The following is a 26,231-nucleotide window of genomic DNA, read 5'->3' as shown; positions in this document are numbered from 1 at the left end:
ACTAGACGCTTATTTGCTCGGGCGGGTTGTCCAGCAATGCGCGCAGACGCAGCATGGCGTCTTCGAACTTCTCAAGCGAGACATGCCCATTCACCGCTATACGAACGGCATTTGGCGCGCGACCATCCCGCAGCGCGAATTCATCGGCCGATCGCAGCTGAATACCTTCCCGCTCGGCCGCCCGGCTGAACGCAGCAGACCGCCAACCGGAAGGCAGATGAAGCCAGACGAAGGGAATCTCAGAATCCCAGTTTAGATCGAAGCCACCCAGGGCGTTTACCGCCACACGTACATATTCGCCCATCTTGGAGCGAACGTTTTTTGCAAGTTGCCTCGCCTCTGGATGTCCCAACAGCAACCGCGTCAACTCAGCCAAAGGCTGGGCGAGCCCGAAATACCCGTATTCTGCAGAACGCCGCAGATCGACGCTCTGCTCTTTCGGTGCGATGGCGAAACCTACCCGTAATGCTGGTGTGAGAGTTTTCGAAATTGACGAAACATGCCAGCCCCGTTCGGGTGCCAAAGCACGATAGCTGGGCGCGCGGGCCTCGCCCATGCGATAGCAATCGTCTTCGATGATCTGTAATTCATGCTTTCGCGCAATCTCGACAACTTCTTTGCGCCGCTCCAACGGTGAATGCCCGCCCGTTGGGTTCTGCACTTCGGGTGAGACGCAGATCGCCTGCGCCTTCGTTTGCCTGAGAATGTGGTCCAGCGCATCGGGGCTTATGCCCCATTTGTCCATTTTTACCCCGACAACCTCGGCGCGCATCAACTCACCTGCCCGTCTGAACCCGGCATAAGACAAGTCCTCAACCAACACGATGGGTTTCGAATCTTTCAGAACGGTCTGGAACACAACGCAAATGCCACTTTGCCCACCATGTGTCAGTACAATGTCATCTGCATTAATTGAGCCCAGAGGAAGATCTGACAACCAGTCGGCCACAACCTGGCGCACGGGTAGGTAGGCATCTCGGGTCGGATAGTTCATAAACATCCGCGGATCGCCTTTTGCAACCTTTTCAAGGCATTCGCGGATTAATGTCACCTGCCCCACATCCGGCAAGCGTGGGCTGAACAGGCTGACATTGGATTCATATTTGTCGTCCCTCAGATGTAGCTGCCGCGACCAGACATCATCCAGAATGGGCGATCTCGGCGGGGCTACAAATGTACCACGCCCGACCTCGGCTTGTAGCAAACCTTCATCGGTCAGGATCGTATAGGCACGCGCGACAGTGCCTGGTGTAATCTTTAATCGATACGCTAACTCACGCACCGGAGGCAGTTTCTTTCCAACCTCCAGTGTTTTGTTTTCTATCGCTTTTCGGATCGTGTCAGCGACCAGAGTATATTTTGGACCTTTGGATTTCGGTAACGCCTCTGGCCAAATTGTATCCATTACAATTCTTCCTTTGATTTCGACACAATGCTGAATGTATCAAAGCAGTGTACCGAATATTTTTACTTTGTGTCAATACAATATGAAAGGATACCCAAGATGACACGCGCAATGCACAACCCCGCCCTCTTGCTGCTGAACGACAGCCCCCGGCTGCCGCTGATCGCCGCGCTGGCCGTGCGGTTTGCGGCGTCGGTCACACAATGGGAACAACGCCGCCGCAGCCGGGTAAACTTAGGTAAGCTGGATGACAGGCTGCTCCGCGATGTCGGGCTGACCCGCCATCGGGCAGATGCAGAAGTCAGCCGCCATTTCTGGATGAAATAGACTATCCCCAGTCCCATCTAAGGGACCTCTTCCTGGCCGGGGTTTATCCCCGGCCCTTTTTACCCAAAGGCAGCAGCGGCTGAGCCTTCTGGAGGAAGCGAATAGGTCATGCTGGCCCGCGCGACGGGCTTGTCAGAGCCTTCCGAGTAAATCAGCACATCCCCGACAGCTAGTGTTCGACCTAATTTCAACAACCTACACTCAGCAATCAGGTCCGCCCCGCCTTCGGGCTTGCGCAAGAAATCCAGAGAACTGTTGGTCGTGACAGCCAGAGATTGCCGACCTTTCCGCGCCAAAACCATTGCATATACACTGACATCGGCCAGCCCGAACATGGATGGACCAGATACTGTGCCTCCGGGGCGCAGGTGACGGTCTTCGACCCTCAGGCGCATGGTGATGTTGGCTTCTGTCAGATCCTCGACGACAAAGTCATTATGAACCTGTGGAAACACCTGCGCCAGGTATTCCGTCAATTCTTGTTTATTCAGTGCTAATGACATGCTTCCCCTCGTCGCTCTGCCCGCCTAGAGTTGGCCTGAACGCCAGCGGGAGGGCAAGATGGCAATTCTGGAACGTAACGATACAGGTGCGATTGCACGGCTTCGAATGAACGCGCCTGAGCGGTTGAACGCCCTCAGCGATGAAATGCTGGCGGCCCTGCAGGCAGAGTTCGATGCGCTGCGCGAAGACAAGTCGATTCGTGTTGTTGTTCTTTCCGGTGCGGGGAAAGCGTTTTGCGCGGGGCACGATCTGAAACAGATGACCCAGGGGCGGCAGGCACCCGATGGTGGGCTTTCCTATTTTCAGGATCTGTTCGACCGATGTGCCAAGATGATGATGTCCATTCAGTCCCTGCCCCAACCCGTGATCGCCCAAGCGCACGGGATCGCCACTGCCGCAGGGTGTCAGCTTGTAGCAACCTGTGACCTGGCAATCGCGGCCGAGGGTACACGGTTCGGCGTAAATGGTGTCAATATCGGCTTGTTCTGCTCCACTCCGATGGTGGCTCTCAGCCGGAATATACCGCGGAAACAGGCGTTTGAAATGCTCACGACCGGTGATTTTATCACCGCCGAACGCGCGGCTGAGCTAGGTCTGATCAATCGAGCGGTTCCCGAGAACTTGTTGGAAGATGAAACCAATGCGTTGGCCGAGAAGTTGGCAGGCAAGCTCAGCAGTGCGGTGAAAGTCGGTAAAACCGCTTTTTATCAACAGATTACAATGCGGACTGATCAGGCGTACGATTATACCGCCGAGGTAATGGCACAGAATATGATGGACCGGAATACTGAGGAAGGAATTAGTGCCTTTATCGAAAAGCGCCCGCCTGATTGGCACCAGTAACGCAATTATTTAATACATTTTTGCCGACTGTTCGCATTTTTTCACTTTTCAAAAGGGCGACACTGTGGCAAAGCTGGGTCAAGGCCAAGGCCTGACCATACTTTTGGGTCGCCGTGGGCGGAAGGTCCCTCCAAGCTGGTTTCTCTCACCGGCGTTGACATTCCCGCAGCGGCGACCCCAAGAATCCCCCTCAGAACTAAAGCGATTACTGCGCATTGCGCATGGCGCTGCTCTGCCCTATTTGGCAGCACATGACAGAGACATTGCATATCGTGGGCGGCGGCATGGCCGGGTCCGAGGCCGCCTGGCAGGCAGCGGAAATGGGCGTGGATGTTGTGATCCACGAAATGCGTCCTAATGTGGGCACGTTTGCACACCAGACCGGCAATCTGGCCGAGATGGTGTGTTCGAACTCATTCCGATCGGATGATGATGAACAGAACGCAGTCGGCTTGCTGCATTGGGAAATGCGCGCGGCAAACGGGTTGATCATGACGACCGCAGATAGCCATCGCCTGCCTGCGGGTGGCGCGCTTGCGGTTGACCGTGATCCTTTTGCCGAAGCCGTAACTGCCAAGCTGAAGGCCCATCCACGGGTCTCGGTCTCAGCGGAAGAAGTAACCAGTCTACCCCAAGACGGAAAGTGGATCTTTGCAACCGGGCCGTTGACCTCGCCCGCATTGGGGGAAGCCATTCGCGCAGAGACTGGTGCCGAGGCGCTGGCCTTTTTCGACGCGATCGCCCCCATCGTCTATGCAGACAGCATTGATATGAGCAAAGCCTGGATGCAGTCACGCTACGACAAGGGCGAGACTGAGGAAGAGCGCACCGCTTACCTCAACTGTCCGATGGATCGTGACCAGCACGAAGCCTTCATTGATGCGCTGCTGGCTGCAGATAAGACCGAATTCCACGAGGGAGAGACCGCTGGTTATTTCGACGGTTGTCTGCCGATCGAGGTTATGGCCGAGCGCGGTCGTGAAACTTTACGCCATGGCCCGATGAAACCTGTTGGCCTGACAAATCCGCATCAACCGGACGTAAAACCTTATGCCGTCGTCCAATTGCGGCGCGACAATGTCTTGGGCACGTTGTTCAATATCGTCGGTTTTCAAACCAAGATGAAATACGGAGCGCAGACCGAGGTATTTCGTATGATACCGGGTCTGGAAAATGCCAGCTTTGCGCGATTGGGTGGCATTCACCGCAACACTTTCATCAACTCTCCGACTTTGCTGGACGCGCAGATGCGGCTCAAGTCTAGGCCAAATATTCGTTTTGCGGGGCAAATCACGGGGGTGGAAGGGTATGTGGAAAGCGCAGCGATGGGCCTTTTGGCAGGCCGTTTGGCCGCTGCCGAAATACTAGGCCGATCCCTTCCCGACGTACCGCAAGACAGTGCGATGGGCGCATTGATCCACCACATCACGGGCGGCGCCGAAGCCAAGACCTTCCAGCCGATGAACGTGAATTTCGGTCTGTTTCGTCCGGTCGACGGCCTGAAGGGGGGGCGCCGAGGCCGCAAGGACCGCTACAAGGCCTATACCGATCGCGCAAAAGAAGTCTGGAGCGATTGGGTAAAGCAGTGTTGACTGGACGTCGCCCCCAGCCTGCGCCTAACATGTAAGGTATGAGCGATAAGTTTCTGAAAGACACATACAATCTGAATTCTGCCCAGGAAACGCACGATCACTACCAGAAATGGGCGGCCTCATACGATGATGAAGTCGGTGAGCACGGATATGTCACCCCGGACCGTGTTGCGGCAGCATTGAAATCCTTTGTCTCAGATGCTGATGTGCCGGTGCTGGACTACGGATGCGGTACCGGGTTGTCGGGTTTAGCACTTCGCAAGGCGGGTTTTCGTGTCATCGATGGGATGGATCCAACACCAAAGATGCTGGAAGGTGCCGCTGCCAAGGGGGTTTATCGCAACTTGATAAACTTCGAAGTTACTGATCCCAACCCCATTGAGGCCGAGGCTTACTCAGCCATAACGTGCATTGGCGTCATCGGCGTTGGTGCCGCGCCGCCTGAAACCTTTGATCTACTTATGAACGCGCTGCCACGTGGCGGATATCTGGCGTTTTCCTTCAACGATCACACTTTGGCTGACCGCACTTACACCGGGCGGCTGAACGACTGGCTAGACATGGGTCACGCAAGGCTGTTATTCCGCGAATACGGTCCGCATCTACCGGGTATGGACATGAAATCAGACGTTTATGTTGTTGAAAAAACGTGACATTCACAACGCGTTTTGCGCCATCGCCAACAGGTCCGCTGCATTTGGGGCATGCCTATTCCGCGCTTCTTGCGTTTGATCAGGCACGGGCTGCGGGTGGATCATTTCTTTTACGGATCGAAGATATTGATCAATCGCGATCCAGGTCCCATTGGGAAACCCAGATCTACGACGACCTGCACTGGCTTGGACTGCGCTGGCCGCACCCGGTGATGCGCCAGTCGGACAGGCTGCCGCGATACAGAGAGGCATTGGAGATTCTCAAAAACACGGGCCTGGTCTACCCTTGCAGCTGCAATCGTGCCGATATCGAATCTGCGGCCGGTGCTCCGCAGGAAGGTGTACCCCAGTTCGGACCTGACGGGCGCATCTATCCAGGCACGTGCCGCGACCGCCCTTTGTCGGATGCTTCAGCTGGTGATGTTCTGCGCCTGAACATGCACAAGGCAATCAAGGCATCCGAACTTCGTGGATTTTGTGAAACTGGTGCGAAGTATTTGGGAACGCATGAGCTTGATGCGCACAACCTCCTGAACGCGGTTGGCGATATCATTCTCGTTCGGCGCAATATGGGCAGTTCGTATCACCTGTCCGTCGTGGTTGATGATGCGGATCAGAACATCTCACATGTGATCCGGGGCGAGGATTTGTTCGATGCCACGCAGATACATGTCCTTTTACAAGGGCTGCTTGGTTTGCCGACACCTGTTTATCATCATCACCGTCTGATCCGGGACAACAACGGCAAACGCCTCGCGAAACGTGACGACGCACGCGCCATCTCGCTTTATCGCGAACAAGGAGCATCTCCCGCTGAAATCAGAGAGATGGTGGGCATTTGACCTGACCACCATCAGAGGCCCCACTATTCCATCGGCTTCATGAGTTCGACTTCGGTCCCATTGCGGACGGCCGTGTAGAAACAACTTCGCCGGTTGGTGTGACAGGCTGGCCCCGTTTGGTTCACCACAACCAGCAGGCAATCCCTGTCGCAATCGACACGAAAATCCACCAGGGCCTGCAAGTGGCCTGAGCTTTCGCCCTTGATCCAGAACGCCTGTCGTGACCGCGACCAATACGTAACCCGTCCGGTTTCCAACGTTTGCTCGATGGATTGGGCATTCATCCAGGCCATCATCAGAACCTCGCCCGTCGCTTCGTCCTGTGCGATCGCGGGGATCAAACCCGCCTCGTTAAATTTCAGTGTCGACGGATCGAACAAGACTGCGTCAGCCATCGCAAAAACCTTTTGCATCCCCGAATCCCGCCATTATGTAAGGAGAATGGACAACGAGGGAAAGCCATGAGCGGCGAAACCGATCTGATCAAGCTCTATTCCGGACGCATCTTGGCGCTAGCTGCGGATATTCCGCATCTGGATCGCTTGGATAATCCTGATGCGACGGTAAAGAAACGAGCGCCTTTGTGTGGATCGACGGTGACTGTAGACGTCAAGCTCGAAGATGGGCGGATCGTGGACTTTGGGCAAGACGTCAAGGCCTGTGCGTTGGGTCAGGCCTCGGCTTCGGTCGTAGGCAGCGCCGTGATCGGGGCGACGCGGTCGCAGGTCGAAACCGCACGTGATCAGCTTTCCGCAATGCTGAAGAAAGACGGCCCTGCCCCCGAGGCGCCCTTTGACGGGCTCGAAGTTCTGATGCCCGCGCGGGACTACAAGAACCGCCACGCGTCAATCCTGCTGGCGCTTGACGCGACCGCCGAGGCGATGGAGCAGGCCGAACAAGCCAACTGCGCCTGATTGGCTTTTCCATACAAAGCCGTATAGGGTGCCCCCAATGATTGGGGGGGCTAACGTGAACAATTTGCTGGAACATTTTGTGACGCTCTGGGTCGTGATCGACCCGATCGGCACCATCCCCGTCTTTATCGCTGTCACTGCTGGGATCGCGACGGGTGCGCGTCGTAAAACCGCTTTACTGGCCGCGTTGGTCAGCGCAGGCATTCTGCTGTTCTTTCTGATCTTTGGGCAACTTGTGATCGAGGCTTTGGATATCGGCCTTAACTCGTTTCAGGTTGCAGGCGGAATTATTCTGTTTCTCTTCGCTCTGACCATGATCTTTGGCGAAAGCAAACAGGTGATCGAGCAGCGCCAGGCCGAAGAAGACTTGGACGACAAAATGCACAAGACCAATCCGGCCATATTCCCTTTGGCCGTCCCTTCGCTTGCGTCACCGGGCGCGATGCTGGCGATAGTGGTTCTAACGGACAACAACCGATACAGCGTCGCCGATCAGAGCATCACTGCACTGGTTATGTTGGTCGTTATTGCCATAGCGTTTGTGCTGATGCTGCTGGCCGAGCCGATCATCCGGTTGATCGGGCATTCCGGCGCGGCGATCATCAGCCGCGTGATGGGGATGATCCTTGCATCTGTCGCCGTAAATTCAGTTCTATCCGCCACGATCGAAATCATCAAAACCGGACAGCTGTAAAAAGAACCGCCGCACCTTCCGGGCGGAAAGGGCGGCGGCAAGTCATGCGTTTCTCATGTAGGGTCCGGATCACCGCACGGGGCCGAGGCAGGCCCCTTCAAGGGAAATGGGACAGGCAGGTCACCCTTGACTATGACGGGGAGACAAGCGCGGTGTGATCGGCACGAGATCGCAGGCAGAAAGGCTTAGAACCCGGTTGGCAGGTGAAGGGCAACCACCAGCATCACAACCAGTGAAACCGCGCCCGCTGCATCCTGCAAAATCGTGGATTGTGAACGGGTAAAGGCAGTTTTGATCTGGCTCAGCATGGTCTCACCTCCGGTCAGGTTTAATCCTTTGTTGACCTTTTGTTCTCATATTTTAACGAGTCGGTAAAGAACTTTTTGAGAACATTTGTGGACTTAGTGGGATTTTCGGTCTAACCCACTGATATCAAACGGATCGCCTGATCCTGCTTCATAAGCCACAGAAGAACACGCGCAGCCTGCCCCCGATCCGAGGTCAATTTGGGGTCTGCGGACAGCAAAGCGCGCGCATCTGATTGCGCCACCGCCATCAGCCCAGCTTGCCTTTCAAGATCAGCTATCCGGAACTTTGGCAGGCCAGATTGTGCGGTTCCGATCAAGTCACCCGCACCGCGCATCTGCAGATCGGTCTCGGCAATGCGGAAGCCGTCTTCAGTTTCTCGGAGTACCTCCAGCCGTTTGCGACCACCCTCGCTAAGCGGTGGCTGATACATCAACAAACAGGTTGAGGCATCTTCACCACGTCCAACTCGGCCCCTAAGCTGATGCAACTGCGCCAGACCAAAAATCTCTGCCCGCTCAATCACCATGATCGTGGCGTTCGGCACGTTCACCCCAACCTCGATCACCGTAGTAGCGACAAGGACTTTGGTCTTACCACTCTGAAACGCCGCCATTGCCGCGTCTTTATCGGCGGGCGGCATTTGGCCGTGTACCAGACCCACCACATCGTCCCCCAAGATCGCGCGCAACCTTTTGAAACGCTCTTCAGCTGCAGTCAGGTCCGAGACCTCGGATTCATCGACTAATGGGCACACCCAATAGCATTGTTTGCCTGCATCAATCGCACCGCGCAGATGGGCCACAACTTCGTCCATGCGTTGCGTGCTGACGACTGCGGTCTTGATCGGTTTACGACCCGGCGGCTTTTCATCCAGAACCGAGACGTCCATATCGCCGTACTGCGCAAGCGCCAAACTGCGCGGGATGGGCGTAGCGGTCATCACCAGCACATCCGCGCGTTGGCCCTTTTCGGACAGCTCCATGCGTTGGCGGACGCCAAAACGGTGCTGCTCATCAACGATGGCCAGCCTTAGGGCTTTGAATTCAACATCGTCCTGAAACACCGCGTGGGTACCGACCAATATCTGAATATCTCCCTGCTTCAGCGCAGCCAGCTTCGCTCGACGCTCAGCCCCCTTGTCGCGCCCGGTCAGGATTTCCAGCACAACTCCGGCTTCTTCTGCCAATGGTCGCAGCCCTTCAAGATGCTGCCGGGCAAGGATTTCGGTAGGGGCCATCATCACCCCCTGCCCGCCAGCTTCGACGGCTATAAGCAGCGAAACAAATGCTACCAGAGTCTTTCCTGCCCCCACATCACCCTGAAGCAACCGGTTCATCCGCGTCTCAGCGGCCATATCTGCCGAGATTTCCTCGATCGCGCGTGTCTGCGCTCCGGTTGGTCGATATGGAAGGCTTGCCAGCACCTTGGATTGCAATGCACCGGTGCCGAGACTGACGATTCCACGCGCTTTACGCTCACGCTGTCGTGCCAGGGCCAGCGTCAGTTGATGTGCGAGCAGCTCATCGTAAGCCAGACGTTCCCGCGCAGGCGCAAAAGGTGCTACGTCGTCCGCCCCTTGTGGGTGATGCGCCGCGTGAATAGCAGTTGTCCAATCTGGCCAATTCTGTTGTGCCACCTGAGCGGGGTCGGCCCATTCGGCCAATGCAGGTACTCGCGCCAACGCACTTTGAGCAGCTTTATAGGCAGTTTTTTGCGTCACACCCTGCGTCAGATGATAAACCGGCTCAAACTCGGGCAATTCGCCTGCGTTTTCAGGCGCGACCATATGATCGGGGTGTACCATCTGAACCATGCCATCGAACAGCTCAAGCTTTCCCGATACCACCCGGCGTGCGCCCTCCGGCAACAGCTTCTTCAGATAGTCCCCTCGGGCATGAAAAAACACCAGTTGGAAATCCGCCTGACTGTCTTCAACATGAATGCGATATGCGCCCCCTTTGTTCCGCGGTGGTCGATGCGCGCCGATCGTCACCTCAACAGTCAGAGTCGTCGGAAGGTCGGCGCCCTTTATCGTATCGCGTCGCCGCCGGTCAATCACCGCATAGGGTAGCGAAAACAATACATCGCGCGGTGAATCGATCCCTAATTGGCCCAGAAGCTGCGCGGTCTTCGGCCCCACACCATCTAGTGTTTCAAGACCCGCAAACAGCGGAAAGAGCTGTTCAGGCCTGCCGCTCATAGATCGCCAATCAGTTGAAGCCAGCTATCTTCATCCAAGGTTTCGATGCCCAGATCAGCCGCTTTTTTCGCCTTGGACCCTGCACCCGGGCCCGCCACGAGCAAATCAGTTTTCTGACTGACCGAGCCGGACACTTTGGCTCCCAACGCTTCGGCGCGGGCCTTGGCCTCGGCGCGTGTCATCTTTTCAAGCGTTCCCGTAAACACGACGGTTTTTCCTGCGACCGGACTGTCTGACGCAGGAGCCTCTGGTGGAACAACCGTCAGATGTTTACGCAGATCATCAAATGCTTGGCGTTCCTCCGAATTGGCAAACGCATCAGATAGTGACAACCCGAGCGTGGCGCCGATTCCGTCGATACCAATCAGATCAGCCCAGGCGCTGGCGGCATCTGTCGAAACATCCATTCGCACGAAAGCCGCATCCCGAACTTCTTTAACTTTCGCACGCCTCGCTTCTGCAGTAGCCGCGATTCTCTCGGCGTCTTCCGCTTCATCGGCTGCACGCTGCGCAAGCGCGGCAGGCCGGGCCGTATCAATGGAGGCCGCCATTACATCCCATTCCCGATAAAACAACGCCAAATCTCGTGCACCAACTTCGCCCACATGACGAATCCCCAGAGCGAACAACAGACGGGCAAACGGTATGGTTCGCTTGTCATCGATCGCTGCAAACAGGTTGCTTGCCGATGTCTCGCCCCAGCCGTCGCGGTTTTTCAACCGGGCCAGGTTTTCGGTGTCGCGATCTTTCAATGTAAATATATCAGCGGGTGTGTTTATTGGCAGAAGAGGATCGCCATAAAACATCTCGATTTGTTTTGCGCCAAGCCCTTCGATATCGAACGCCTTGCGCGATACGAAATGTTTGAGTTTTTCAACCGCCTGCGCGGGACATATCAGCCCCCCTGTGCAGCGGCGGACCGCATCCCCCTCTTCCCGGATCGCTTCGCTGTCACATTCCGGGCATTTCGTCGGGAAAGCGAAGGGCCGCGCATCATCGGGTCGTTTCGACAGATCAACATCCGAGATTTTCGGGATCACATCCCCGGCCCGATAGACCTGAACCCAATCTCCAACGCGAATATCCTTGCCCTCACGAATGAATCCGCCTTTGGCGTCCCGCCCTGCAATATAATCTTCATTGTGTAGGGTCGCGTTCGAAACAACTACCCCGCCAACGGTTACCGGATGCAGCCGCGCTACCGGGCTAAGCGCGCCGGTACGGCCCACTTGAATGTCGATGGCTTCAAGCCGCGTCCAAGCCAGTTCGGCAGGAAATTTGTGCGCAATCGCCCAGCGGGGCGTGGTAGATCGGAAACCCAGCCGGGCCTGCAGACTCAGATCATCGACCTTGTATACGACCCCATCAATGTCATAGCCCAATGTCGCGCGCTGAGCTTCAATCTGACGGTAATGTTCCAACATCTCATTAGTCGTTGAGCAACGCCTTGTCAGCGCATTGACCTTGAACCCCAAGGTTTTGAGGTGATCAATTGCGCCCAACTGAGTCTCAGCCAGCGGTGCAGACAATTCACCCCAGGCGTAGGCAAAGAATTTCAGCGGGCGAGATCGTGTTATTTCGGAATCCAGTTGACGGAGCGAACCAGCCGCAGCGTTGCGCGGATTTGCAAAGGTCTTTCCACCTGTTTCGACCTGACGTGCGTTCAAAGCCTCGAAATCATGGTGAGACATGTAGACCTCGCCGCGAACCTCAAGAACGTCTGGTGCACCCTCAATTCGGTGTGGAATATCGGAAAGCGTACGCGCATTTGCGGTAACGTTTTCACCGGTCTCACCATCACCACGTGTTGCAGCCTGCATCAGTTCACCCTGCTCATACCGCAGGGATAATGACAGGCCGTCGATTTTGGGCTCAGCTGTATAGGCGAGCGGTGCCTCATCTCCCAGTCCCAGATATTTGCGGATCGAGCGGTCAAAATCGGCAACATCCGTGTCATCAAACGCATTGCCCAGTGACATCATACGCACGGCGTGGGTCACTTTTGCAAACCCGTCTGAAACGCGTGCGCCCACTTGTTCAGTAGGGCTGTCGGAGCGTTTCAGTTCGGGGAAACGCGCCTCGATCTCGGCATTGCGACGCTTGAGAGCATCATAGTCGGCATCCGAAATTTCTGGTGCATCTTCAGTGTGATAAAGTTGGTTTGCCCGCAGCAGTTCGTTGGCGAGCCGGGCCAATTCTTCCCGTGCTTCATCTTCTGTCAGATCTGGGATTGCTGTGGTATCGCTCATGGCCCCGCCCTGTCACATCGTCTTGAAAACCAGTGATAGGACGAGGCCATGGTCAGGTCCAGTGTTGTGCTGACACGCGAGTGGATTTACCGCCCCGGACCATTGACGGTAGCAATCAGATCAGATTAGGCGCCCACGGCCATGCGGGTTTCACCCATGTTGTTGGCTTGCGGATCACGCAGGACGTATCCACGGCCCCAGACCGTCTCGATATAATTCTCACCGCCGGTTGCATTGCTGAGTTTCTTGCGTAACTTGCAGATGAAGACGTCGATAATCTTGAGCTCGGGCTCATCCATGCCGCCGTAGAGATGGTTCAGGAACATTTCTTTGGTCAGTGTTGTCCCTTTCCGCAGGCTCAGAAGTTCCAGCATCTGATATTCCTTGCCTGTCAGGTGTACGGTTTTTCCGTTCACCTCTACGGATTTGGCATCCAGATTTACGGCGACCTGCCCGGTGTGTATCACGGATTGAGAATGCCCCTTAGAGCGGCGGATAATCGCATGAATGCGCGCCACCAGCTCTTCGCGATGGAAAGGTTTGGTCAGATAATCGTCTGCTCCAAATCCAAATCCCTTGATCTTGCTTTCGGTGTCATCAGCGCCCGACAGAATCAGGATCGGTGTCTCTACTCGTGCTATGCGCAGTTGGCGCAACACTTCATGGCCGTTCATATCCGGCAGATTCAAGTCCAACAGGATGAGGTCGTAATCATATAGCTTGGCCAGATCGATGCCTTCTTCGCCAAGGTCCGTCGCATACACGTTGAGATTGGCGTGTGTCAGCATCAGTTCGATGCTTTTGGACGTGGTTGGATCATCCTCGACAAGAAGTATGCGCATGTTCACTGCTCCAATTTAGGTCAAATTCTTCAACTGATTTGAGCCTGAATAAAAATGGTTAATCTGACGTTACCGTTGAATCATTTATTCACTTTCACCTTTAAGTTGTCGATATTTTTTTAAGGCCGTTACCTTCAACGCATCGATCCCGTGCTCAGCAACTGCTGAGACCCACGAGTTGAACTCTTCATCGCTGATGCCATAGCGCTTTTTGGCTTCGGACAACGAAATCAACCCATAAAGTACACCACGCACGACGATCACCTTGCGCGACGCCACCCAGCGCCGCGTATCCGCAGGAGGCAAATCGGCGCGTGTCAGCACGCTCCCGTCCGGCAGGGTGACCGACCTTGGACCTTCCACTTTGTGCAAATACATCTCTCATACCTTCTGCTGCTGCGACAAAGCTGCACCCAGCCTACTTAAAAGGGCGTGAAACCGCCCCTTGAGAGTGTCTAGAATTTTCTTATATTCTGCCGGTCTTTCTTAACCCGGACTGGAACCGCCTATGGCCCTCGATACCGAGACCCCGCTGAACTCGCTTGGCTTTGCCAAACCACCCTCGGAAACGCGGGTTGTCGTGGCCATGTCCGGCGGTGTGGACAGCTCTGTTGTGGCGGCCCATCTCGCTGATCAAGGCTATGATGTCGTAGGTGTTACTCTGCAGCTTTACGATCACGGTGCGGCGTTGGCCAAGAAAGGCGCGTGCTGTGCGGGGATCGACATCCACGATGCGCGTCGCGTGGCGGAAGAACGCGGGTTCCCTCACTACGTCTTGGACTATGAAAATATCTTCAAGGACGCTGTAATCGACGAATTCGCCGACAGCTATCTTGCCGGCGCGACTCCGGTGCCCTGCATCCGTTGCAATGAACGGGTGAAGTTCAAGGACTTGCTTGAGACCGCCAAGGACCTTGAGGCCGACTGCATGGCCACGGGCCACTATATTCAGCGCAAGATGGGCCCCAAAGGCGCCGAGCTTCATAGCGCTGAGGATGCAAATCGCGATCAGTCCTATTTCCTATTTTCGACCACACCAGAACAGTTGGATTTCCTGCGTTTCCCGCTAGGCCACCTGCCCTCCAAAGACGCCACGCGCGAGATGGCGGCACAATATGGGCTGGCCGTTGCGGACAAGCCGGATAGTCAGGACATCTGTTTTGTGCCCAACGGAAACTATGCCAGCGTGATCGAAAAACTGCGCCCCGGAGCCGCAGAACCCGGTGAGATCGTACACGCCGATGGCCGCGTTCTGGCGCAGCATAACGGGGTGATTCACTATACGATCGGTCAGCGTCGTGGGCTCGGTATCGGTGGTCTCAGCGAACCTTTGTATGTGGTCAAGCTGGATGTGGACAAGAAACAGGTTGTTGTCGGCCCCAAAGAGATGTTGGCCACAAGAACCGTTCCCGTGCGCGAGATCAATTGGCTGGGAGACGAACCGTTCACGTCAAAGAACGAATGGCATGTTTCGGTCAAAGTCCGCTCGACCCGCCCCCCGCGTGAGGCGATTATTCGCCCCCTTTCGGACACAACAGCCGAGGTTGAATTGCTGACGCCCGAGGAAGGTATCTCTCCGGGTCAGGCTTGTGTGTTCTACGAAACCGATGGCAGCCGTATCTTTGGCGGCGGCTGGATCTGGCGCGGTTACTAAATCGCGTCAGTCCACGAGTTGCTGAGGATATAGATCCCGGCACAAATCATTACGTAAGGCACCAGTTTCTCAAGCCGACGTGCGAAACCGCCAGTCATGATTGGGGATTGTGCACCCCAAAGCCCCAGCATGGTCAGCGTCAGCGCTGCTGCCACCGCGCCGGTGACACCCGCAATCCGATAGCTGGGGGCTGAGTCGGCCAATAGCGGCGCAAGCACAGCGAACGTGTCCATCGACAGACTTATGAACAGCAGCATGGTGACGAATGTCGAAGCACCCGTGGATATTTGAGGGGCCTCCTCGGTCTCCGATCCGCGGAACTGACGGATAACTCCGATCAGCCCGAGGCCAAGTGGTATCACGCCCAGATATCCAGCCCAATGTGGCACCACATCATCGACACCCAAGGCCAACAATAAGGCGGCAGCGATGATTAACATTTGCGCCAGCAGGAACCCCGCAACGGTCCGGCGCGGACCAGACACCATCATCAACGCTACAAGAGCTGCAAGGTTGTCGAGATTGGTCAAAACCTGCGCCATGAAGGCCGAAGCAGCGAAGATCGTGTGATCCAGCATCACGATTACATTCTGTCCAAAACGGCCCTTGCCGCACGCCGACCCGGTGCTTCGCCACCGCGACCAAGACGCTCCATCGTCGTCGCCATGGCTTGATGTTGGGCGTCGGGGGTGGCGGCCACCTGTTCCAACGCCGAAGCGATCTTGTCCGGTTGGCATTCATCCAGCAGACATTCGGGTACTGCGTGTGTCTCCGAGACCAGATTGACCAGTGTGACGGTGTCCAGCTTAACCATTCGTTTTGCGATCAGCGTGGTCAGCCAGTTGAGGTTATAGGCGATCACCATCGGTGTTGCCTGCGCGGCCAGTTCCAATGAGACCGTGCCGGATGCAGCCAATGCAAGATCAGCTGCGGCAAACGCTGCCCGTTTCTGCGCTTGCGCGTCGTCCGAGGGCAATTCCCGCGGATCGACAACTATCGGATTCCCCGGCCAGTTCCGAACCTGTTCGGCGACCGCATCAACCATATGTGCAACTGCGGGCACGACCACGCGCATATCGGGACGGTCTTTCAGAAATTCCTGCAAAGCAGCGCCAAAGATCGGAGCCAGCCGTTCGACCTCACCCCGCCGAGAGCCGGGCAATGCCAACAGAACGGGGGCGTCGCCGAGATCATGAGCCGCGCGGAATCGCTGGATATCCTGATCGGACGCAATGGGTTCGTTCACAACCGGATGGCCGACAAAGTCACACTCCATCCCTGCCCGCTCCATATAGGGCGGTTCAAAGGGTAACAGCGCAAGTACGTGATCGATTACTTTCGCCATCTTGTCTGCGCGCCCCGGCCTCCAGGCCCAGACGCTGGGGGCAACGTAGTGGACAGTGCGAATCTCGCTGGAGGCCTTTACCAGCTTAGCCACACGCAACGAGAAATCCGGGCTGTCGATAGTGATCAGTACATCAGGCTTCGTGTCTAGAACTGCCTGAGCAGTCTCAGCGATACGGCGTTTTAGGTGAAAGAACTTGGGCAGAACCTCAACCAACCCCATAATGCTGAGTTCGGACATGGGAAATCGGCTGGTCAGTCCCTGCGCCTGCATCAGCGGCCCGCCAATCCCATCAAACTGCACCTCTGGCACAAGGGTCCGCAGACCTTCCATCAACGCGGCCCCTAATCGGTCGCCCGAAGGTTCACCGGCGACCAGAAAGACGCGCATCAGACCGTGCGCTCGCGGACATAAAGAAACAGACCAAGGCGATTGCATTCATCAATCACGCGGTCGCGCTGCAAAACAATGACGCCGCCCTTTTCGATGACAATGCCCGACAGGCCCGCCGCGACGGCCGCCGAAACGGTGTCGGGTCCGATGGCAGGCATATCTGCGCGGCGATCCTGATCTGGTTTTGGACCCTTGTACAGAATGCCACCGCCCGCGTCGGGGCGCTGAGTCAAGGATTGCAGCATCCATGCGGTGCCATAGATGCCCTCGATCGCCAACGCTTGAGATTTCAGTACTACGCAAGCCTGACCGATATCCGCCGCCCCCATGTTGCGCAGAATTCCTGCCGCTCGATCTGCGTCGTTGTGATCCGCTTCAGAAGGCTGGGCTTCGGTCAATGAGCCAAGCGGCGGCAGCAAATCCGGCGCGATCTCATGCGCCGCACGGACCGTCAAACCGGCATCCTCAAATATACCAATGACCGCGCGCAATGCGCCATCGTCACCGGCCATGATGGCCTTTTGCAGGATCGGAACCAGCGGCATCGTCGCCGCATCAATGCGAGCTGGATTGACAGTCGGACGACGCACTGCCCCTGCCATGCAAATCTCGGTCACGCCGCGGGCTTTGAGATCGGCGATGAAGCTACCCAGTTGCTCTAATGGAAAAACCAAGTCGGTGGTCAGTGTATCGGGCTCGAACCCTTCCAGAGCGCAGATTAGCGGGCGGTTTGGCAGACAAGTGACCACCTCGTCTGGTAAAGCGCCAGTTCCTGCGATCAATGCCAGCATTGGCCTACTTCCTCGGGGTCAGGAACGAACGGTCTGTTTGCCCCGTCACAAATTCGACGATCTGGCGCACATATTCGTTGTCAGCATCCTCACCCAGCCGGGTGGCGCGATCCATGAAGGTGCCGTCTCCTTCGGACAGTTCCTTGAAGGCCGCGCGCAATGCCGAGATATCCTCACGCGTTACACCACGCCGTTTCAAACCGACCAGATTCAAGCCATCCAGCTCGCCCCGAGGCGCCTGAACAAGCCCATATGGAATCACATCATTCGGGACCATCGTAAGCGCGCCAATGATGGCACCGCGACCAACGCGCACGAACTGATGCAAGCCCGAAATACCACCAACGATGACGTCATCCTCGATAATACAGTGACCAGCCGCGCCAGCGTGATTCACCAGAATGACCCGGTTGCCGATTTGTACATCATGCGCCACGTGGACACCGGCCATCAGTAAGCAGTCATCGCCAATCCGGGTGATACCACCGCCGCCATCCGTGCCGGTGTTGATAGTGACGTGTTCGCGGATACGGTTGCGCTCACCGATTTCAAGGCGCGTGTTCTCACCACCGAATTTCTTGTCTTGCGGAATTTCCCCGACAACAGCAAAGCTGAAAATCACTGTGTCATCACCAATTGACGTATCGCCGGTGACTACGACATGGGATTTCAGTTCGACCCGATCGCCCAGACGGACCTGCGGACCGATATGGCAGAATGGACCAACCGTACAACCCTGTCCGATCTGCGCTCCGTCTTCGATAATGGCGCTGGGATGAATACCGCTCATGTTGTTTTTTCCATGTCCCAGTCGACATAGGCCGAAAATTCAGCTTCGGCAGCAACCTCGCCCTCGACTGTCGCGCGGCCGCTGAACTTGAAGATCTTGCCACCTTTCTTACCGCGTACAGTTTCGACATGCATTTCGAGAACATCGCCAGGTACGACCTTGCGGCGGAATTTGCATTTGTCGATATTCATGAAATAGATCAGCAATTCGCTGTCGATTACATCCATGCCGACACCCAGCATAACCCCTGCAGTCTGCGCCATCGCCTCGACAATGGTCACGCCAGGCATGATCGGAGTTCCGGGGAAATGGCCCTGAAAGTGCGGCTCATTCATGGTGACATTCTTGATGCCCACCGCTGATTGATAGCCATCGATATCCACAACCTTGTCGACCAGCAAAAACGGATAGCGATGCGGCAATATACGCTGAATCAGCTGAATGTCGGCGCTCTTGGTTTCCGTGGTCATGGTGCGGATGTCCTGTTCTGGATGTCTCTTTCAAGCGTGGTTAGCAATACCCGTACCCAAGGGCAAGCCAGCCTATTCGTTGTTATTGTTTTCAAGTGTAGCGCCGTCGCCGATTGCGGCATCGATCCTGGCGATCGCAGCGTTGGTAATATCTGAGGCGTCCGTGCTTAGAACCACATTGGACCGCTCGATCACGATCGAGGCGCCAAATTCGCGCAGCAATTCGATCAGCACCGGTTGCGCCATTTCAAAAAACTGACCACGCGCCTCTTCGCCGCGCCGCGCTAATGCGTCCAGTTTGGCGCGCTGGCCGTCACGGTGTGATTGAACTTTCTCGTCAAAAGCTTCGGCAAGCGGGCGAAACTCGTTCGCCGAAAGATCTGACCTCTTTTCGGTCAGATCTTTTTCTTCCTTGCTCAACTGCGCCACAATCCGTTCGTTTTCTTCAGCCAAAAGGGTGCTTTCGGCTTCAATCTCGCGAAAGACGCGCTGCCCAAAGGCGGAATCTGCAAACAAACGCTCACTGGAGATTGTCAGAACGTCTGTTTGTGGCACGCCCAATTGCTGCGCACCCAGCGGCATTGCTACAGCTACAAGTACCAAAACGCACAGGGCCCTTAGCGGGCCCTGCAGGATGTTCTTAACTTCGGTGATCATTCGCGATCAGAACCTGGCTTGAACGGTCAGGTCAAAGCTTTGCTCTTTATCGAAGTCCTCTTTCTTGAGGGCCTGCGAGAAGTTGAAGCGAAGCGGACCAAACGGTGTTTCCCACAGTACGGATACCCCTACAACATGCCGGATCGAACCGCTTTCACCAACAATATCAGCGCCAGCGGTGTTGACGTTGTTGAGATTGTAGAGGTTTCCAACATCGTAGAAGACGCCGCCACGTAGCCCCAGTTCTTCGGGCAGCCCCAGCGGGAAGTCCGATTCGAAACGAGCAACCCAGTAGTAGTTGCCGCCGATGGCATCGTCCTGCCCGTTCGAAAGGTCACGCGGCCCGATACCAGCAGGCTCAAACCCGCGGAATGTGCTAGGACCTAGAACAAACCGGTCGAGCGTGCGGCTGAAATCGTCCCCGGTCCAGTTCAGTGCACCCAATTCAAGCGTCGCGCGCAATACGACTTCTTCGTTGAGGACGCGTTTCTGGGCTATCGCCCGTGCCGTGGTTTTGAAGAATTCATTGTCCCCGCCAAGACCAGCAGCATCCACGCCGACTTCGAACAGGACGCCCGCTGTGGGGTTCAGGCCACCAATACGGCTATCGTATACGTAGGATACACCCAGAGAACTGCTGGTTCGTTTCCCCTGATCGATCTCTGATGAGATGACAGCGCCGTTCCGCTCATTGCTCTGCTGGGTCATTTCGCTGCGATCCCAACCATAGCGAAGACGCAGCGCCGACAATTCACCGATCGCGTAGCTCAGCTGTGGGCGGAAGAACACTGTTTTTGTGTCGTAGCTGGCAAAGCTCGAGTTGGTGCTGGCCAGACCAAGCCCAAGATCAAAGCGTAGCTTACGGCCCAGCAGATAAGGCTCGGTAAAGTTGATAACGTACTGCTCAGAATCCTGAGCTGTCGACAACGTGATACCCAGGTTTTGCCCGCGGCCGAGGAAGTTCGATTCATTCAATCCGATTGCGATCCCGAAACCGTCCGAGACCGAGTAGCTACCACCCAGGCTCAACGAACCGGTGGGTTGTTCTTCGACATCCACGTCCACGATGACCTGGCTTGGCGACGATCCCTCGCGGGTTTCCACATCAGCGACTGAGAAGAAACCCAAGGCGCGAATACGTTCGGCGCTCTGGCGGATTTCACGGGGATTGAAGGGGTCGCCTTCAACGGTATCGAATTGACGGCGGATCACACGGTCTAGGGTGGTTGTGTTCCCCTCGATATCGATGCGTTCCACAAAGATACGCGGGCCACGGGTCAGCACGAACTGGACATCCAACGTCAGATCGCGGGGATTACGCGTTACCCGGGGCTCGACCCGCAGGAAATCAACGCCGTTTTTCAGCCCCAGACGCTCCATCCGCGCGATCGAGTTCTCAAGCACCGTCGGAGAGTAAATTACACCTGGTTTGACTTTCAGAGCCGCCTGATAAGGCGCTGGGTCCACACCCGGGATCTCACTGACGGTCGTAATCTGACCGAACGAGAACCGCTGTCCTTCTGTGACGTTCATAACCAGAAAGAATGCATCCCGTTCACGGGTGAATTCGACATTGGCACTATTGACGCGAAAATCGATATAACCGCGTGACAGGTAGAAATCACGGATCACCTGTTTGTCGAATTCGATTCTGTCGGCAATGAAGGTGTCGCCGCGAAGGAAGGTCCGCAGAATGTTCGCCTGCTTTGTTTCAAGCACGCGGCGCAGGCGACGGTCCGAAAACGCGCGGTTTCCTACAAAACTGACGCGCTCGACCTCGATTGTCGTTCCTTCGGCGACTTCGAACACCAGATCGACACGGTTATCGCTGCGACGTATGATACGCGGGATAACCGTCGCGGATACGCGGCCCTGCGCCGAATATACTTCGGCAATCAGGTCAGCGTCCGCTTCGGCCTGTTGAGGCGTGAAGACGCGGCGGGTTTGGGACGATATCGCTTCGAGCAGGAGATCGTCTTTTACGCGGCGATTGCCCTCGATGCTGATCTGGTTGATGGTCGGGTATTCCTCGACCGCGATGACCAACGTACTGCCACGCGGTGTAAGTTCGACTGTTTCAAAAACACCACTGTCAAGCAAACGCTGGAAGGCATCATTCAATTGTCCTGCCGTAACAGTCTGCCCCGGTTCGATTCCGGTGCGGGCGATAATCGTCGAAGTCTCGATCCGTCGATTGCCCTCAACCTCGAAGCTGTTGATGGTGTAGGATTGCGCCTGCGCGGGCTGCGTCAGAACCAGTAAACCCGGTGTAGCAAAAAGGAAAAAGAACGTTAGTGCCTGCCACAAAATGTTGCTTTTCCGCCCCCGCGAGCCGCAGTATGTGCCCGTGCGCCTGCTGTCAGTCATTTTTATCACTACCCAGAATTTTCAGCCTTTAGCTGCTGAGTAGCCCGATTGTGAGGTCATGTCAAAAGACGAAAAAGCAAAAACGGCCCATCAGGCCGTTGCATGTAAGTCAGACATGTTCTGGAGAATCACAAACCGAGCAGATAACCACCAACAGCTAGGGCCAGTGCGGTCACGGCAAAGCTAAGCAGCATATCCCAGTTCAACTGGAACAGGACACTGACACTCTGATAGGATTTTTGAAACGCCTTGGTCATTGAACTCAAGCCTACACTTATCGATGCACCCCAATAAGATAGGCTTGAATTGCGGCAATTTTGCGTCGGAACGGTGCCAAGATCGCCTTAATCAGCAGAACAGATCATTACTGACCGAGAAAAGCATCAATGACAGGATCAGTGTGACACCGACCCCCATCAGTACCCTCAGCGCTTTATCACTGGGTGGTCTGCCAGACACAGCTTCATAAGCGTAGAATAGCAAATGCCCCCCATCCAAGGCTGGGATCGGGAACAGGTTCAGCAACCCGACCGCCGTTGACAATACGGCGATGAAGAAGATGAAGTTCTGTGCCCCCTGGCTGGCCATAGCACCCGAGGTTTCGGCAATACCGATCGGCCCGGAAATGTTGCAGGTGCTGATCGCTCCGGTGATCATGTGCCACATTCCCGACAGTGAGCCTTCGATGATGCGCCCGGTTTGGACCACGCCACCTTCGATCGAATCCCAAATGCCCGCTGGAACGGTTTCGGGATCGATCATCATGCCGCCTACGATACCGATGCGCCAATGGGTGATGAAACCACCATCGGACGTCGGCTCGTCGGTGCGTCGGGGCGCAAGTGCAAATTCTAAATCCGCCCCGTCGCGCCATACATCCAGCAGCAATACGCGCCCGTTCGATCCTTCGACATGTTCCTTAAGCTGCTCGAACGCAAAGATCGGATCACCGTCTACCGCCGTGATTACGTCGCCTTGCTGCAACTGTATGTCCATCGCTGCACTGCGCGGCGTAACCTGTTGGATTAGCGGTGGAAAGAGCCAAGGTGCCACGACATCAGTGGTCTCTCCATCTCGGATAACCGTATAGTCCAGCTCTGGTTCTACAGGCAGCGAATTGATGAAATCGGACCAGTTGCTTGCGTCATCGAAATCCGGTGTTGGAATGCCTGCGATGGCGATAATCTCATCGCCCTCCTGCAGACCCTGAATTGTACCAGGCAACGGCTGCAGTGCGCCAACAGTCAAAGGTTCACGGGAAACACCCTGCGACCAGAAAATCAGGCCAAACACCAATATCGACATCACGAAATTAAAGACCGGCCCTGCCGCAACAGTAGCCGCACGCGCCCAAAGCGGGGCACCGTGCATGGTGCGGCGCAGCTCTTCCGGGCTTTGTGCAGAGATCTCACTCATCGCGTCTACGTCTTTGCCGGACGCGGCATTGGCATCTCCCAGGAATTTGACATAACCGCCAAATGGCAGCAGCGCGACCTGCCAGCGAGTGCCGCGCTTGTCTACACGGCTCCATAGAACTGGGCCGAAACCGATCGAGAACACTTCGGCATGAATGCCAGACCACCGACCAACGATGTAGTGGCCGTATTCGTGCACCGCGACAATCACTGAAAGCGCAATAACAAAGGCTATTATCGTGTAGAGCAGATTGCCAAATTGCGGGATCAAAGAGAGTATGTCCAAAAGTTCTATCCTGCTCGTTCCAATACGGTTTCATCGACCCACTGACGTGCGAGATGGTCCGTTTGCTGTACATTATCAAGGGTCAATGGTGCATCAATCAGGCTGTCTGAAGCCTCAAAACGCTCCAACACGGCCGACACCGTGTCTGCCATATCCAAAAAACGTATCCGGTTTTCTATAAAGTGGTCCAATGCGCGCTCTTTGGCGGCGTTGAAGATCGCACCGGACAAGCCGCCGCGCTGCATCACTTCGCGGGCAAGACGCAAAGCCGGGTAACGCGCTTCATCCGGTGCATGAAATCGCAACTGACCCAGTTGCGCGAGATCCAGACGCGCAACAGGTAAATCGCGCCGTTCGGGCCAATGCAGCGCGTACCCGATGGCATGGCGCATATCCGGAGCACCCAGATGCGCCATCAAGGCGCCGTCCTGAAATCCGACCAGTGCGTGAACGATGGATTCGGGGTGCACGAGGACTTCGATATTCGATGGATTAACGCCAAAATATTCTTTGGTTTCTATAACTTCCAATGCCTTGTTGAACATAGATGCGCTGTCGATCGTAATCCGCTGTCCCATGTTCCAGTTCGGATGACTCGATGCCTGTTCAACAGTCGCCTTTGCCAGATCGCCGAGCGGCCAATCCCGGAACGCTCCACCGCTTGCGGTGATAATGATCCGTTCAACGCTTGTCATATCCTCGCCCACAAGCGCCTGAAAAACTGCCGAATGTTCGCTATCCACGGGTAATAGCGTGGCGCCATGCGCCCGAGCCGTTTCCAGAACCAGCGGCCCGGCACAAACCAGCGTTTCCTTGTTGGCAAGCGCGAGTGTCGCCCCTTGTTTCAACGCTTCGATCCCCGGAGCCAGTCCTGCGGAACCGACAATTGCAGACATCACCCAATCCGCCGGTCGCGCCCCGGCCTCGATCAGAGCGGCCTGCCCCGCAGCCGCTCGCACTCTGCTGCCGGCCAATGCGTCATGCAGATCATCGAGTTTGTCATCAAACGCAGTCACCGCCACGTCTGCATCCAGGCGCACCGCATCGCGTGCAAGCTGCGCGACGTTGCGTCCACCGGTCAACGCGACCACGTCATAGGCATTCGGATTTCTTGCGATCAGATCAATCGTATTCTGGCCAATGGAACCAGTCGCACCAAATATGGATACCCTTCGCATCACATACCTCCGGGCGCGTAAAACAGCCCTGCGAGCAACACAAAGACTGACGCGCCCATCATCCCATCAAACCGATCCAGAAACCCGCCATGACCGGGTATAAGGTTTGAGCTGTCCTTAACGCCAAAGCCACGTTTTGTCGCGCTTTCAACAATATCACCGATCTGGCTGGCCATAGAGGCAAGAACCGAGACAACGATAAAAGCAATGCCGAAACCGGCATAGTGCGCAAAAACTGTTCCGACCAGCGCGGCGGCAACCCAGCCTCCAACCGTACCGGACCATGTCTTCTTGGGGCTAACTCTGGGCCAAAACTTAGGTCCGCCAAGCGTTTTGCCCACAAAATACCCGGCGACATCCGTGGCCACGACCACAAGGATCAGCCAAACCATCCATCCAAATCCCAGGTTTTCTCGGATCGATATGAATCCCAGCCCCGACATCGCGATCCAAAGGGCAAACAGGACGTATATCCCGCGCGCACGGTTGATCTGTCCTGCTCCTACCAATGCCGGGGCCACCAAACATGGAAGCTTGTATAGCGGTGGTAGATGATAGCTTAGGACCACGGCGAACCCGGTCAGTATCGCCAGCTGAATCGCGACACCCTGACGTTCTGGGTCGATCATCCGGATCAGTTCCCATATCATCAGACCGCAGACGGTGCCGATAAATATCTCAAACCACAGGCCGCCTAGCCAAACTTCGACTGCCGCAATAGTCACAAGAACCGAAGCCGACAAAACCCGGGCAGTCAGATCAGACCATCGGCCATCACTCATGCCGGGACCGCTCCAAACCGCCGTTCACGCGATCCATAGTTGCGGCACAGCCGTTCCAGTTCTGCAGCGGTGAAATCAGGCCACAGAGTATCGATGAATTCGTACTCGGAATAGGCAGACTGCCACAGCAGGAAATTAGAAATCCGCGCTTCACCACTGGTACGGATCACCAAATCGGGGTCTGGCAGAACGCGCGTGTCCAGATATTTGGGCAGAGTTTCCTCGTCCACGTCCTCGGGGCGCAGAATGCCATCGGCAACGTCACGTGCCAAACGTCTGGTCGCGCGCGCCACCTCGTCACGACCGCCATAGTTCAAGGCAACGGTTAGATGAACCAGGTCATTGTTCTGTGTTTCGCGTTCAAGCGTATCCATCAGCTCGGTCAACTTGGCATCCAGCCGAACTCTATCCCCAATGAAACGGACCCGAATGCCGTTATCTTTCAAGGTCTTGGTCTCTTTGACGATGTAACGGCGAAACAAGCTCATCAGGCCTGCAACTTCGACCTGAGTGCGTTTCCAGTTTTCAGTCGAAAACGCAAATACTGTCAGATACTTGATCCCTAAACCCGGGCAGGCCTCGACCACCTCACGGACGCGGCGCGCACCTGCATGATGGCCAAACAATCGAGGCCGCCCGCGCGACTGTGCCCAGCGACCGTTGCCGTCCATGATGATAGCAACGTGGCGCGGCCCTGCAATCGGAGAGGTATCGGGATCCTTTGGCATA

Annotated in this window: 27 protein-coding genes and 1 pseudogene; 8 read left to right on the top strand and 20 right to left on the bottom strand. The window is 55.9% G+C overall.

Features of this window, described 5'->3' with window-relative positions; all coding sequences use genetic code 11:
* Nucleotide 1: 1 nt before the first annotated feature.
* The gene (locus ACR0AW_RS02285) at nt 2-1,405 is read right to left on the bottom strand and encodes an aminotransferase-like domain-containing protein (protein ID WP_170732171.1); all 1,404 of its coding nucleotides are present in this window, start codon (nt 1,403-1,405) and stop codon (nt 2-4) included.
* A gap of 99 nt (nt 1,406-1,504) precedes the next feature.
* Between ACR0AW_RS02285 and ACR0AW_RS02280 the strand changes: the two genes are divergently transcribed.
* Nucleotides 1,505-1,732: a YjiS-like domain-containing protein gene (locus tag ACR0AW_RS02280; protein ID WP_170732170.1), complete on the top strand. Its 228-nt coding sequence runs from the start codon at nt 1,505-1,507 to the stop codon at nt 1,730-1,732.
* 59 nt (nt 1,733-1,791) lie between these two features.
* Here the strand turns inward: ACR0AW_RS02280 and ACR0AW_RS02275 are convergent, their stop codons facing one another.
* Nucleotides 1,792-2,235: a PaaI family thioesterase gene (locus ACR0AW_RS02275; protein ID WP_170510386.1), complete on the bottom strand. Its 444-nt coding sequence runs from the start codon at nt 2,233-2,235 to the stop codon at nt 1,792-1,794.
* Between the two features lie 49 nt (nt 2,236-2,284).
* On the opposite strand from ACR0AW_RS02275, the pseudogene ACR0AW_RS02270 reads away from it, so the two are divergent.
* The 4 genes and pseudogenes from ACR0AW_RS02270 to gluQRS all read left to right on the top strand — a co-directional run.
* Nucleotides 2,285-3,079: pseudogene (locus ACR0AW_RS02270) on the top strand (enoyl-CoA hydratase); the annotation flags it as partial.
* A gap of 251 nt (nt 3,080-3,330) precedes the next feature.
* Nucleotides 3,331-4,671 carry a methylenetetrahydrofolate--tRNA-(uracil(54)-C(5))-methyltransferase (FADH(2)-oxidizing) TrmFO gene (trmFO, locus tag ACR0AW_RS02265; RefSeq protein ID WP_170732168.1) on the top strand — a complete coding sequence of 447 codons (1,341 nt, stop codon included), beginning with the start codon at nt 3,331-3,333 and terminating at the stop codon, nt 4,669-4,671.
* Between the two features lie 38 nt (nt 4,672-4,709).
* Nucleotides 4,710-5,324 carry a class I SAM-dependent methyltransferase gene (locus ACR0AW_RS02260; protein WP_170595665.1) on the top strand — a complete coding sequence of 205 codons (615 nt, stop codon included), beginning with the start codon at nt 4,710-4,712 and terminating at the stop codon, nt 5,322-5,324.
* Entirely contained in the window at nt 5,321-6,166 is an 846-nt protein-coding gene (gene gluQRS, locus ACR0AW_RS02255; protein WP_170732157.1) for a tRNA glutamyl-Q(34) synthetase GluQRS, read from the top strand. The genes ACR0AW_RS02260 and gluQRS overlap by 4 nt, the downstream gene beginning before the upstream one ends.
* 23 nt (nt 6,167-6,189) lie before the next feature.
* Here the strand turns inward: gluQRS and hisI are convergent, their stop codons facing one another.
* The gene (hisI, locus tag ACR0AW_RS02250) at nt 6,190-6,579 is read right to left on the bottom strand and encodes a phosphoribosyl-AMP cyclohydrolase (protein ID WP_170510402.1); all 390 of its coding nucleotides are present in this window, start codon (nt 6,577-6,579) and stop codon (nt 6,190-6,192) included.
* 48 nt (nt 6,580-6,627) lie between these two features.
* On the opposite strand from hisI, the gene ACR0AW_RS02245 reads away from it, so the two are divergent.
* Both ACR0AW_RS02245 and ACR0AW_RS02240 read left to right on the top strand, forming a co-directional pair.
* Nucleotides 6,628-7,080, top strand: a complete 453-nt coding sequence (locus ACR0AW_RS02245) for an iron-sulfur cluster assembly scaffold protein (protein WP_170405662.1) — start codon at nt 6,628-6,630, stop codon at nt 7,078-7,080.
* Nucleotides 7,081-7,135: 55 nt separating this feature from the next.
* Complete coding sequence (locus ACR0AW_RS02240) at nt 7,136-7,774, top strand: MarC family protein (protein WP_170393121.1); 639 nt, start codon at nt 7,136-7,138, stop codon at nt 7,772-7,774.
* A 185-nt stretch (nt 7,775-7,959) separates the two neighbouring features.
* Here the strand turns inward: ACR0AW_RS02240 and ACR0AW_RS02235 are convergent, their stop codons facing one another.
* The 5 genes from ACR0AW_RS02235 to sciP all read right to left on the bottom strand — a co-directional run bounded on the left by ACR0AW_RS02235 (nt 7,960) and on the right by sciP (nt 13,752).
* A complete protein-coding gene (locus ACR0AW_RS02235) occupies nt 7,960-8,082 on the bottom strand; it encodes a hypothetical protein (RefSeq protein ID WP_255612104.1) in 123 nt (40 codons plus the stop codon).
* 110 nt (nt 8,083-8,192) lie between these two features.
* Nucleotides 8,193-10,283 carry an ATP-dependent DNA helicase RecG gene (gene recG / locus ACR0AW_RS02230; protein ID WP_170732155.1) on the bottom strand — a complete coding sequence of 697 codons (2,091 nt, stop codon included), beginning with the start codon at nt 10,281-10,283 and terminating at the stop codon, nt 8,193-8,195.
* Nucleotides 10,280-12,532 (bottom strand): NAD-dependent DNA ligase LigA, encoded by a 2,253-nt coding sequence (ligA, locus tag ACR0AW_RS02225; RefSeq protein ID WP_170732153.1) that lies wholly within the window; start codon nt 12,530-12,532, stop codon nt 10,280-10,282. The genes recG and ligA overlap by 4 nt, the downstream gene beginning before the upstream one ends.
* 125 nt (nt 12,533-12,657) lie before the next feature.
* Complete coding sequence (ctrA, locus tag ACR0AW_RS02220) at nt 12,658-13,374, bottom strand: response regulator transcription factor CtrA (RefSeq protein WP_170732151.1); 717 nt, start codon at nt 13,372-13,374, stop codon at nt 12,658-12,660.
* 84 nt (nt 13,375-13,458) lie between these two features.
* Nucleotides 13,459-13,752, bottom strand: a complete 294-nt coding sequence (gene sciP / locus ACR0AW_RS02215) for a CtrA inhibitor SciP (RefSeq protein ID WP_170393125.1) — start codon at nt 13,750-13,752, stop codon at nt 13,459-13,461.
* 130 nt (nt 13,753-13,882) lie between these two features.
* On the opposite strand from sciP, the gene mnmA reads away from it, so the two are divergent.
* On the top strand, nt 13,883-15,028 hold the full coding sequence (mnmA, locus tag ACR0AW_RS02210) for a tRNA 2-thiouridine(34) synthase MnmA (RefSeq protein WP_170393126.1): 1,146 nt from the start codon (nt 13,883-13,885) through the stop codon (nt 15,026-15,028).
* Here mnmA and ACR0AW_RS02205 read toward each other — a convergent pair.
* The 12 genes from ACR0AW_RS02205 to ACR0AW_RS02150 form a co-directional block, all read right to left on the bottom strand.
* Nucleotides 15,025-15,606, bottom strand: a complete 582-nt coding sequence (locus ACR0AW_RS02205) for a cadmium resistance transporter (RefSeq protein WP_170646017.1) — start codon at nt 15,604-15,606, stop codon at nt 15,025-15,027. The two genes, mnmA and ACR0AW_RS02205, sit on opposite strands and share 4 nt — an antisense overlap.
* Before the next feature lie 5 nt (nt 15,607-15,611).
* Entirely contained in the window at nt 15,612-16,763 is a 1,152-nt protein-coding gene (lpxB, locus tag ACR0AW_RS02200) for a lipid-A-disaccharide synthase (protein ID WP_170732150.1), read from the bottom strand.
* A complete protein-coding gene (locus tag ACR0AW_RS02195) occupies nt 16,763-17,557 on the bottom strand; it encodes a UDP-2,3-diacylglucosamine diphosphatase LpxI domain-containing protein (protein ID WP_170732148.1) in 795 nt (264 codons plus the stop codon). The genes lpxB and ACR0AW_RS02195 overlap by 1 nt, the downstream gene beginning before the upstream one ends.
* 4 nt (nt 17,558-17,561) lie before the next feature.
* Nucleotides 17,562-18,347, bottom strand: coding sequence for an acyl-ACP--UDP-N-acetylglucosamine O-acyltransferase (lpxA, locus tag ACR0AW_RS02190; RefSeq protein WP_170732146.1), 786 nt, complete (start codon nt 18,345-18,347; stop codon nt 17,562-17,564).
* Nucleotides 18,344-18,817 (bottom strand): 3-hydroxyacyl-ACP dehydratase FabZ, encoded by a 474-nt coding sequence (gene fabZ / locus ACR0AW_RS02185; protein ID WP_170393131.1) that lies wholly within the window; start codon nt 18,815-18,817, stop codon nt 18,344-18,346. The genes lpxA and fabZ overlap by 4 nt, the downstream gene beginning before the upstream one ends.
* A 72-nt stretch (nt 18,818-18,889) precedes the next feature.
* The gene (locus tag ACR0AW_RS02180; protein ID WP_170732144.1) at nt 18,890-19,474 is read right to left on the bottom strand and encodes an OmpH family outer membrane protein; all 585 of its coding nucleotides are present in this window, start codon (nt 19,472-19,474) and stop codon (nt 18,890-18,892) included.
* A 6-nt stretch (nt 19,475-19,480) separates the two neighbouring features.
* On the bottom strand, nt 19,481-21,841 hold the full coding sequence (bamA, locus tag ACR0AW_RS02175) for an outer membrane protein assembly factor BamA (protein ID WP_170393133.1): 2,361 nt from the start codon (nt 21,839-21,841) through the stop codon (nt 19,481-19,483).
* Between the two features lie 128 nt (nt 21,842-21,969).
* Nucleotides 21,970-22,098, bottom strand: coding sequence for a hypothetical protein (locus ACR0AW_RS02170; protein WP_255612105.1), 129 nt, complete (start codon nt 22,096-22,098; stop codon nt 21,970-21,972).
* A 91-nt stretch (nt 22,099-22,189) separates the two neighbouring features.
* Nucleotides 22,190-23,542 carry an RIP metalloprotease RseP gene (rseP, locus tag ACR0AW_RS02165; protein WP_170595683.1) on the bottom strand — a complete coding sequence of 451 codons (1,353 nt, stop codon included), beginning with the start codon at nt 23,540-23,542 and terminating at the stop codon, nt 22,190-22,192.
* Nucleotides 23,543-23,547: 5 nt separating this feature from the next.
* On the bottom strand, nt 23,548-24,720 hold the full coding sequence (gene dxr / locus ACR0AW_RS02160) for a 1-deoxy-D-xylulose-5-phosphate reductoisomerase (RefSeq protein WP_170732142.1): 1,173 nt from the start codon (nt 24,718-24,720) through the stop codon (nt 23,548-23,550).
* Nucleotides 24,720-25,502: a phosphatidate cytidylyltransferase gene (locus ACR0AW_RS02155; RefSeq protein ID WP_170393136.1), complete on the bottom strand. Its 783-nt coding sequence runs from the start codon at nt 25,500-25,502 to the stop codon at nt 24,720-24,722. Before ACR0AW_RS02155 ends, dxr begins: the two co-directional genes overlap by 1 nt.
* Nucleotides 25,499-26,230: an isoprenyl transferase gene (locus ACR0AW_RS02150; RefSeq protein WP_170421502.1), complete on the bottom strand. Its 732-nt coding sequence runs from the start codon at nt 26,228-26,230 to the stop codon at nt 25,499-25,501. The genes ACR0AW_RS02155 and ACR0AW_RS02150 overlap by 4 nt, the downstream gene beginning before the upstream one ends.
* Nucleotide 26,231 lies beyond the last annotated feature (1 nt).

Source organism: Ruegeria sp. C5, from assembly GCF_056537605.1.
The sequence above is the reverse complement of the archived record's forward strand: the minus strand, read 5'-3'. Positions and strand labels throughout refer to the sequence as shown.

Coding starts and splice junctions, on each gene's coding strand:
- ACR0AW_RS02275 (WP_170510386.1), bottom strand. CDS start 2,235: ATGTCATTAGCACTGAATAAACAAGAATTGACGGAATACCTGGCGCAG.
- ACR0AW_RS02285 (WP_170732171.1), bottom strand. CDS start 1,405: ATGGATACAATTTGGCCAGAGGCGTTACCGAAATCCAAAGGTCCAAAA.
- ACR0AW_RS02195 (WP_170732148.1), bottom strand. CDS start 17,557: ATGCTGGCATTGATCGCAGGAACTGGCGCTTTACCAGACGAGGTGGTC.
- ACR0AW_RS02245 (WP_170405662.1), top strand. CDS start 6,628: ATGAGCGGCGAAACCGATCTGATCAAGCTCTATTCCGGACGCATCTTG.
- ACR0AW_RS02280 (WP_170732170.1), top strand. CDS start 1,505: ATGACACGCGCAATGCACAACCCCGCCCTCTTGCTGCTGAACGACAGC.
- ACR0AW_RS02150 (WP_170421502.1), bottom strand. CDS start 26,230: ATGCCAAAGGATCCCGATACCTCTCCGATTGCAGGGCCGCGCCACGTT.
- ACR0AW_RS02180 (WP_170732144.1), bottom strand. CDS start 19,474: ATGATCACCGAAGTTAAGAACATCCTGCAGGGCCCGCTAAGGGCCCTG.
- hisI (WP_170510402.1), bottom strand. CDS start 6,579: ATGCAAAAGGTTTTTGCGATGGCTGACGCAGTCTTGTTCGATCCGTCG.
- ACR0AW_RS02170 (WP_255612105.1), bottom strand. CDS start 22,098: ATGACCAAGGCGTTTCAAAAATCCTATCAGAGTGTCAGTGTCCTGTTC.
- lpxB (WP_170732150.1), bottom strand. CDS start 16,763: ATGCGCGTCTTTCTGGTCGCCGGTGAACCTTCGGGCGACCGATTAGGG.
- ligA (WP_170732153.1), bottom strand. CDS start 12,532: ATGAGCGATACCACAGCAATCCCAGATCTGACAGAAGATGAAGCACGG.
- ACR0AW_RS02205 (WP_170646017.1), bottom strand. CDS start 15,606: ATGCTGGATCACACGATCTTCGCTGCTTCGGCCTTCATGGCGCAGGTT.
- bamA (WP_170393133.1), bottom strand. CDS start 21,841: ATGACTGACAGCAGGCGCACGGGCACATACTGCGGCTCGCGGGGGCGG.
- mnmA (WP_170393126.1), top strand. CDS start 13,883: ATGGCCCTCGATACCGAGACCCCGCTGAACTCGCTTGGCTTTGCCAAA.
- recG (WP_170732155.1), bottom strand. CDS start 10,283: ATGAGCGGCAGGCCTGAACAGCTCTTTCCGCTGTTTGCGGGTCTTGAA.
- lpxA (WP_170732146.1), bottom strand. CDS start 18,347: ATGAGCGGTATTCATCCCAGCGCCATTATCGAAGACGGAGCGCAGATC.
- trmFO (WP_170732168.1), top strand. CDS start 3,331: ATGACAGAGACATTGCATATCGTGGGCGGCGGCATGGCCGGGTCCGAG.
- sciP (WP_170393125.1), bottom strand. CDS start 13,752: ATGTATTTGCACAAAGTGGAAGGTCCAAGGTCGGTCACCCTGCCGGAC.
- fabZ (WP_170393131.1), bottom strand. CDS start 18,817: ATGACCACGGAAACCAAGAGCGCCGACATTCAGCTGATTCAGCGTATA.
- ACR0AW_RS02260 (WP_170595665.1), top strand. CDS start 4,710: ATGAGCGATAAGTTTCTGAAAGACACATACAATCTGAATTCTGCCCAG.
- ACR0AW_RS02155 (WP_170393136.1), bottom strand. CDS start 25,502: ATGAGTGATGGCCGATGGTCTGATCTGACTGCCCGGGTTTTGTCGGCT.
- ctrA (WP_170732151.1), bottom strand. CDS start 13,374: ATGCGCATACTTCTTGTCGAGGATGATCCAACCACGTCCAAAAGCATC.
- ACR0AW_RS02235 (WP_255612104.1), bottom strand. CDS start 8,082: ATGCTGAGCCAGATCAAAACTGCCTTTACCCGTTCACAATCCACGATT.
- dxr (WP_170732142.1), bottom strand. CDS start 24,720: ATGCGAAGGGTATCCATATTTGGTGCGACTGGTTCCATTGGCCAGAAT.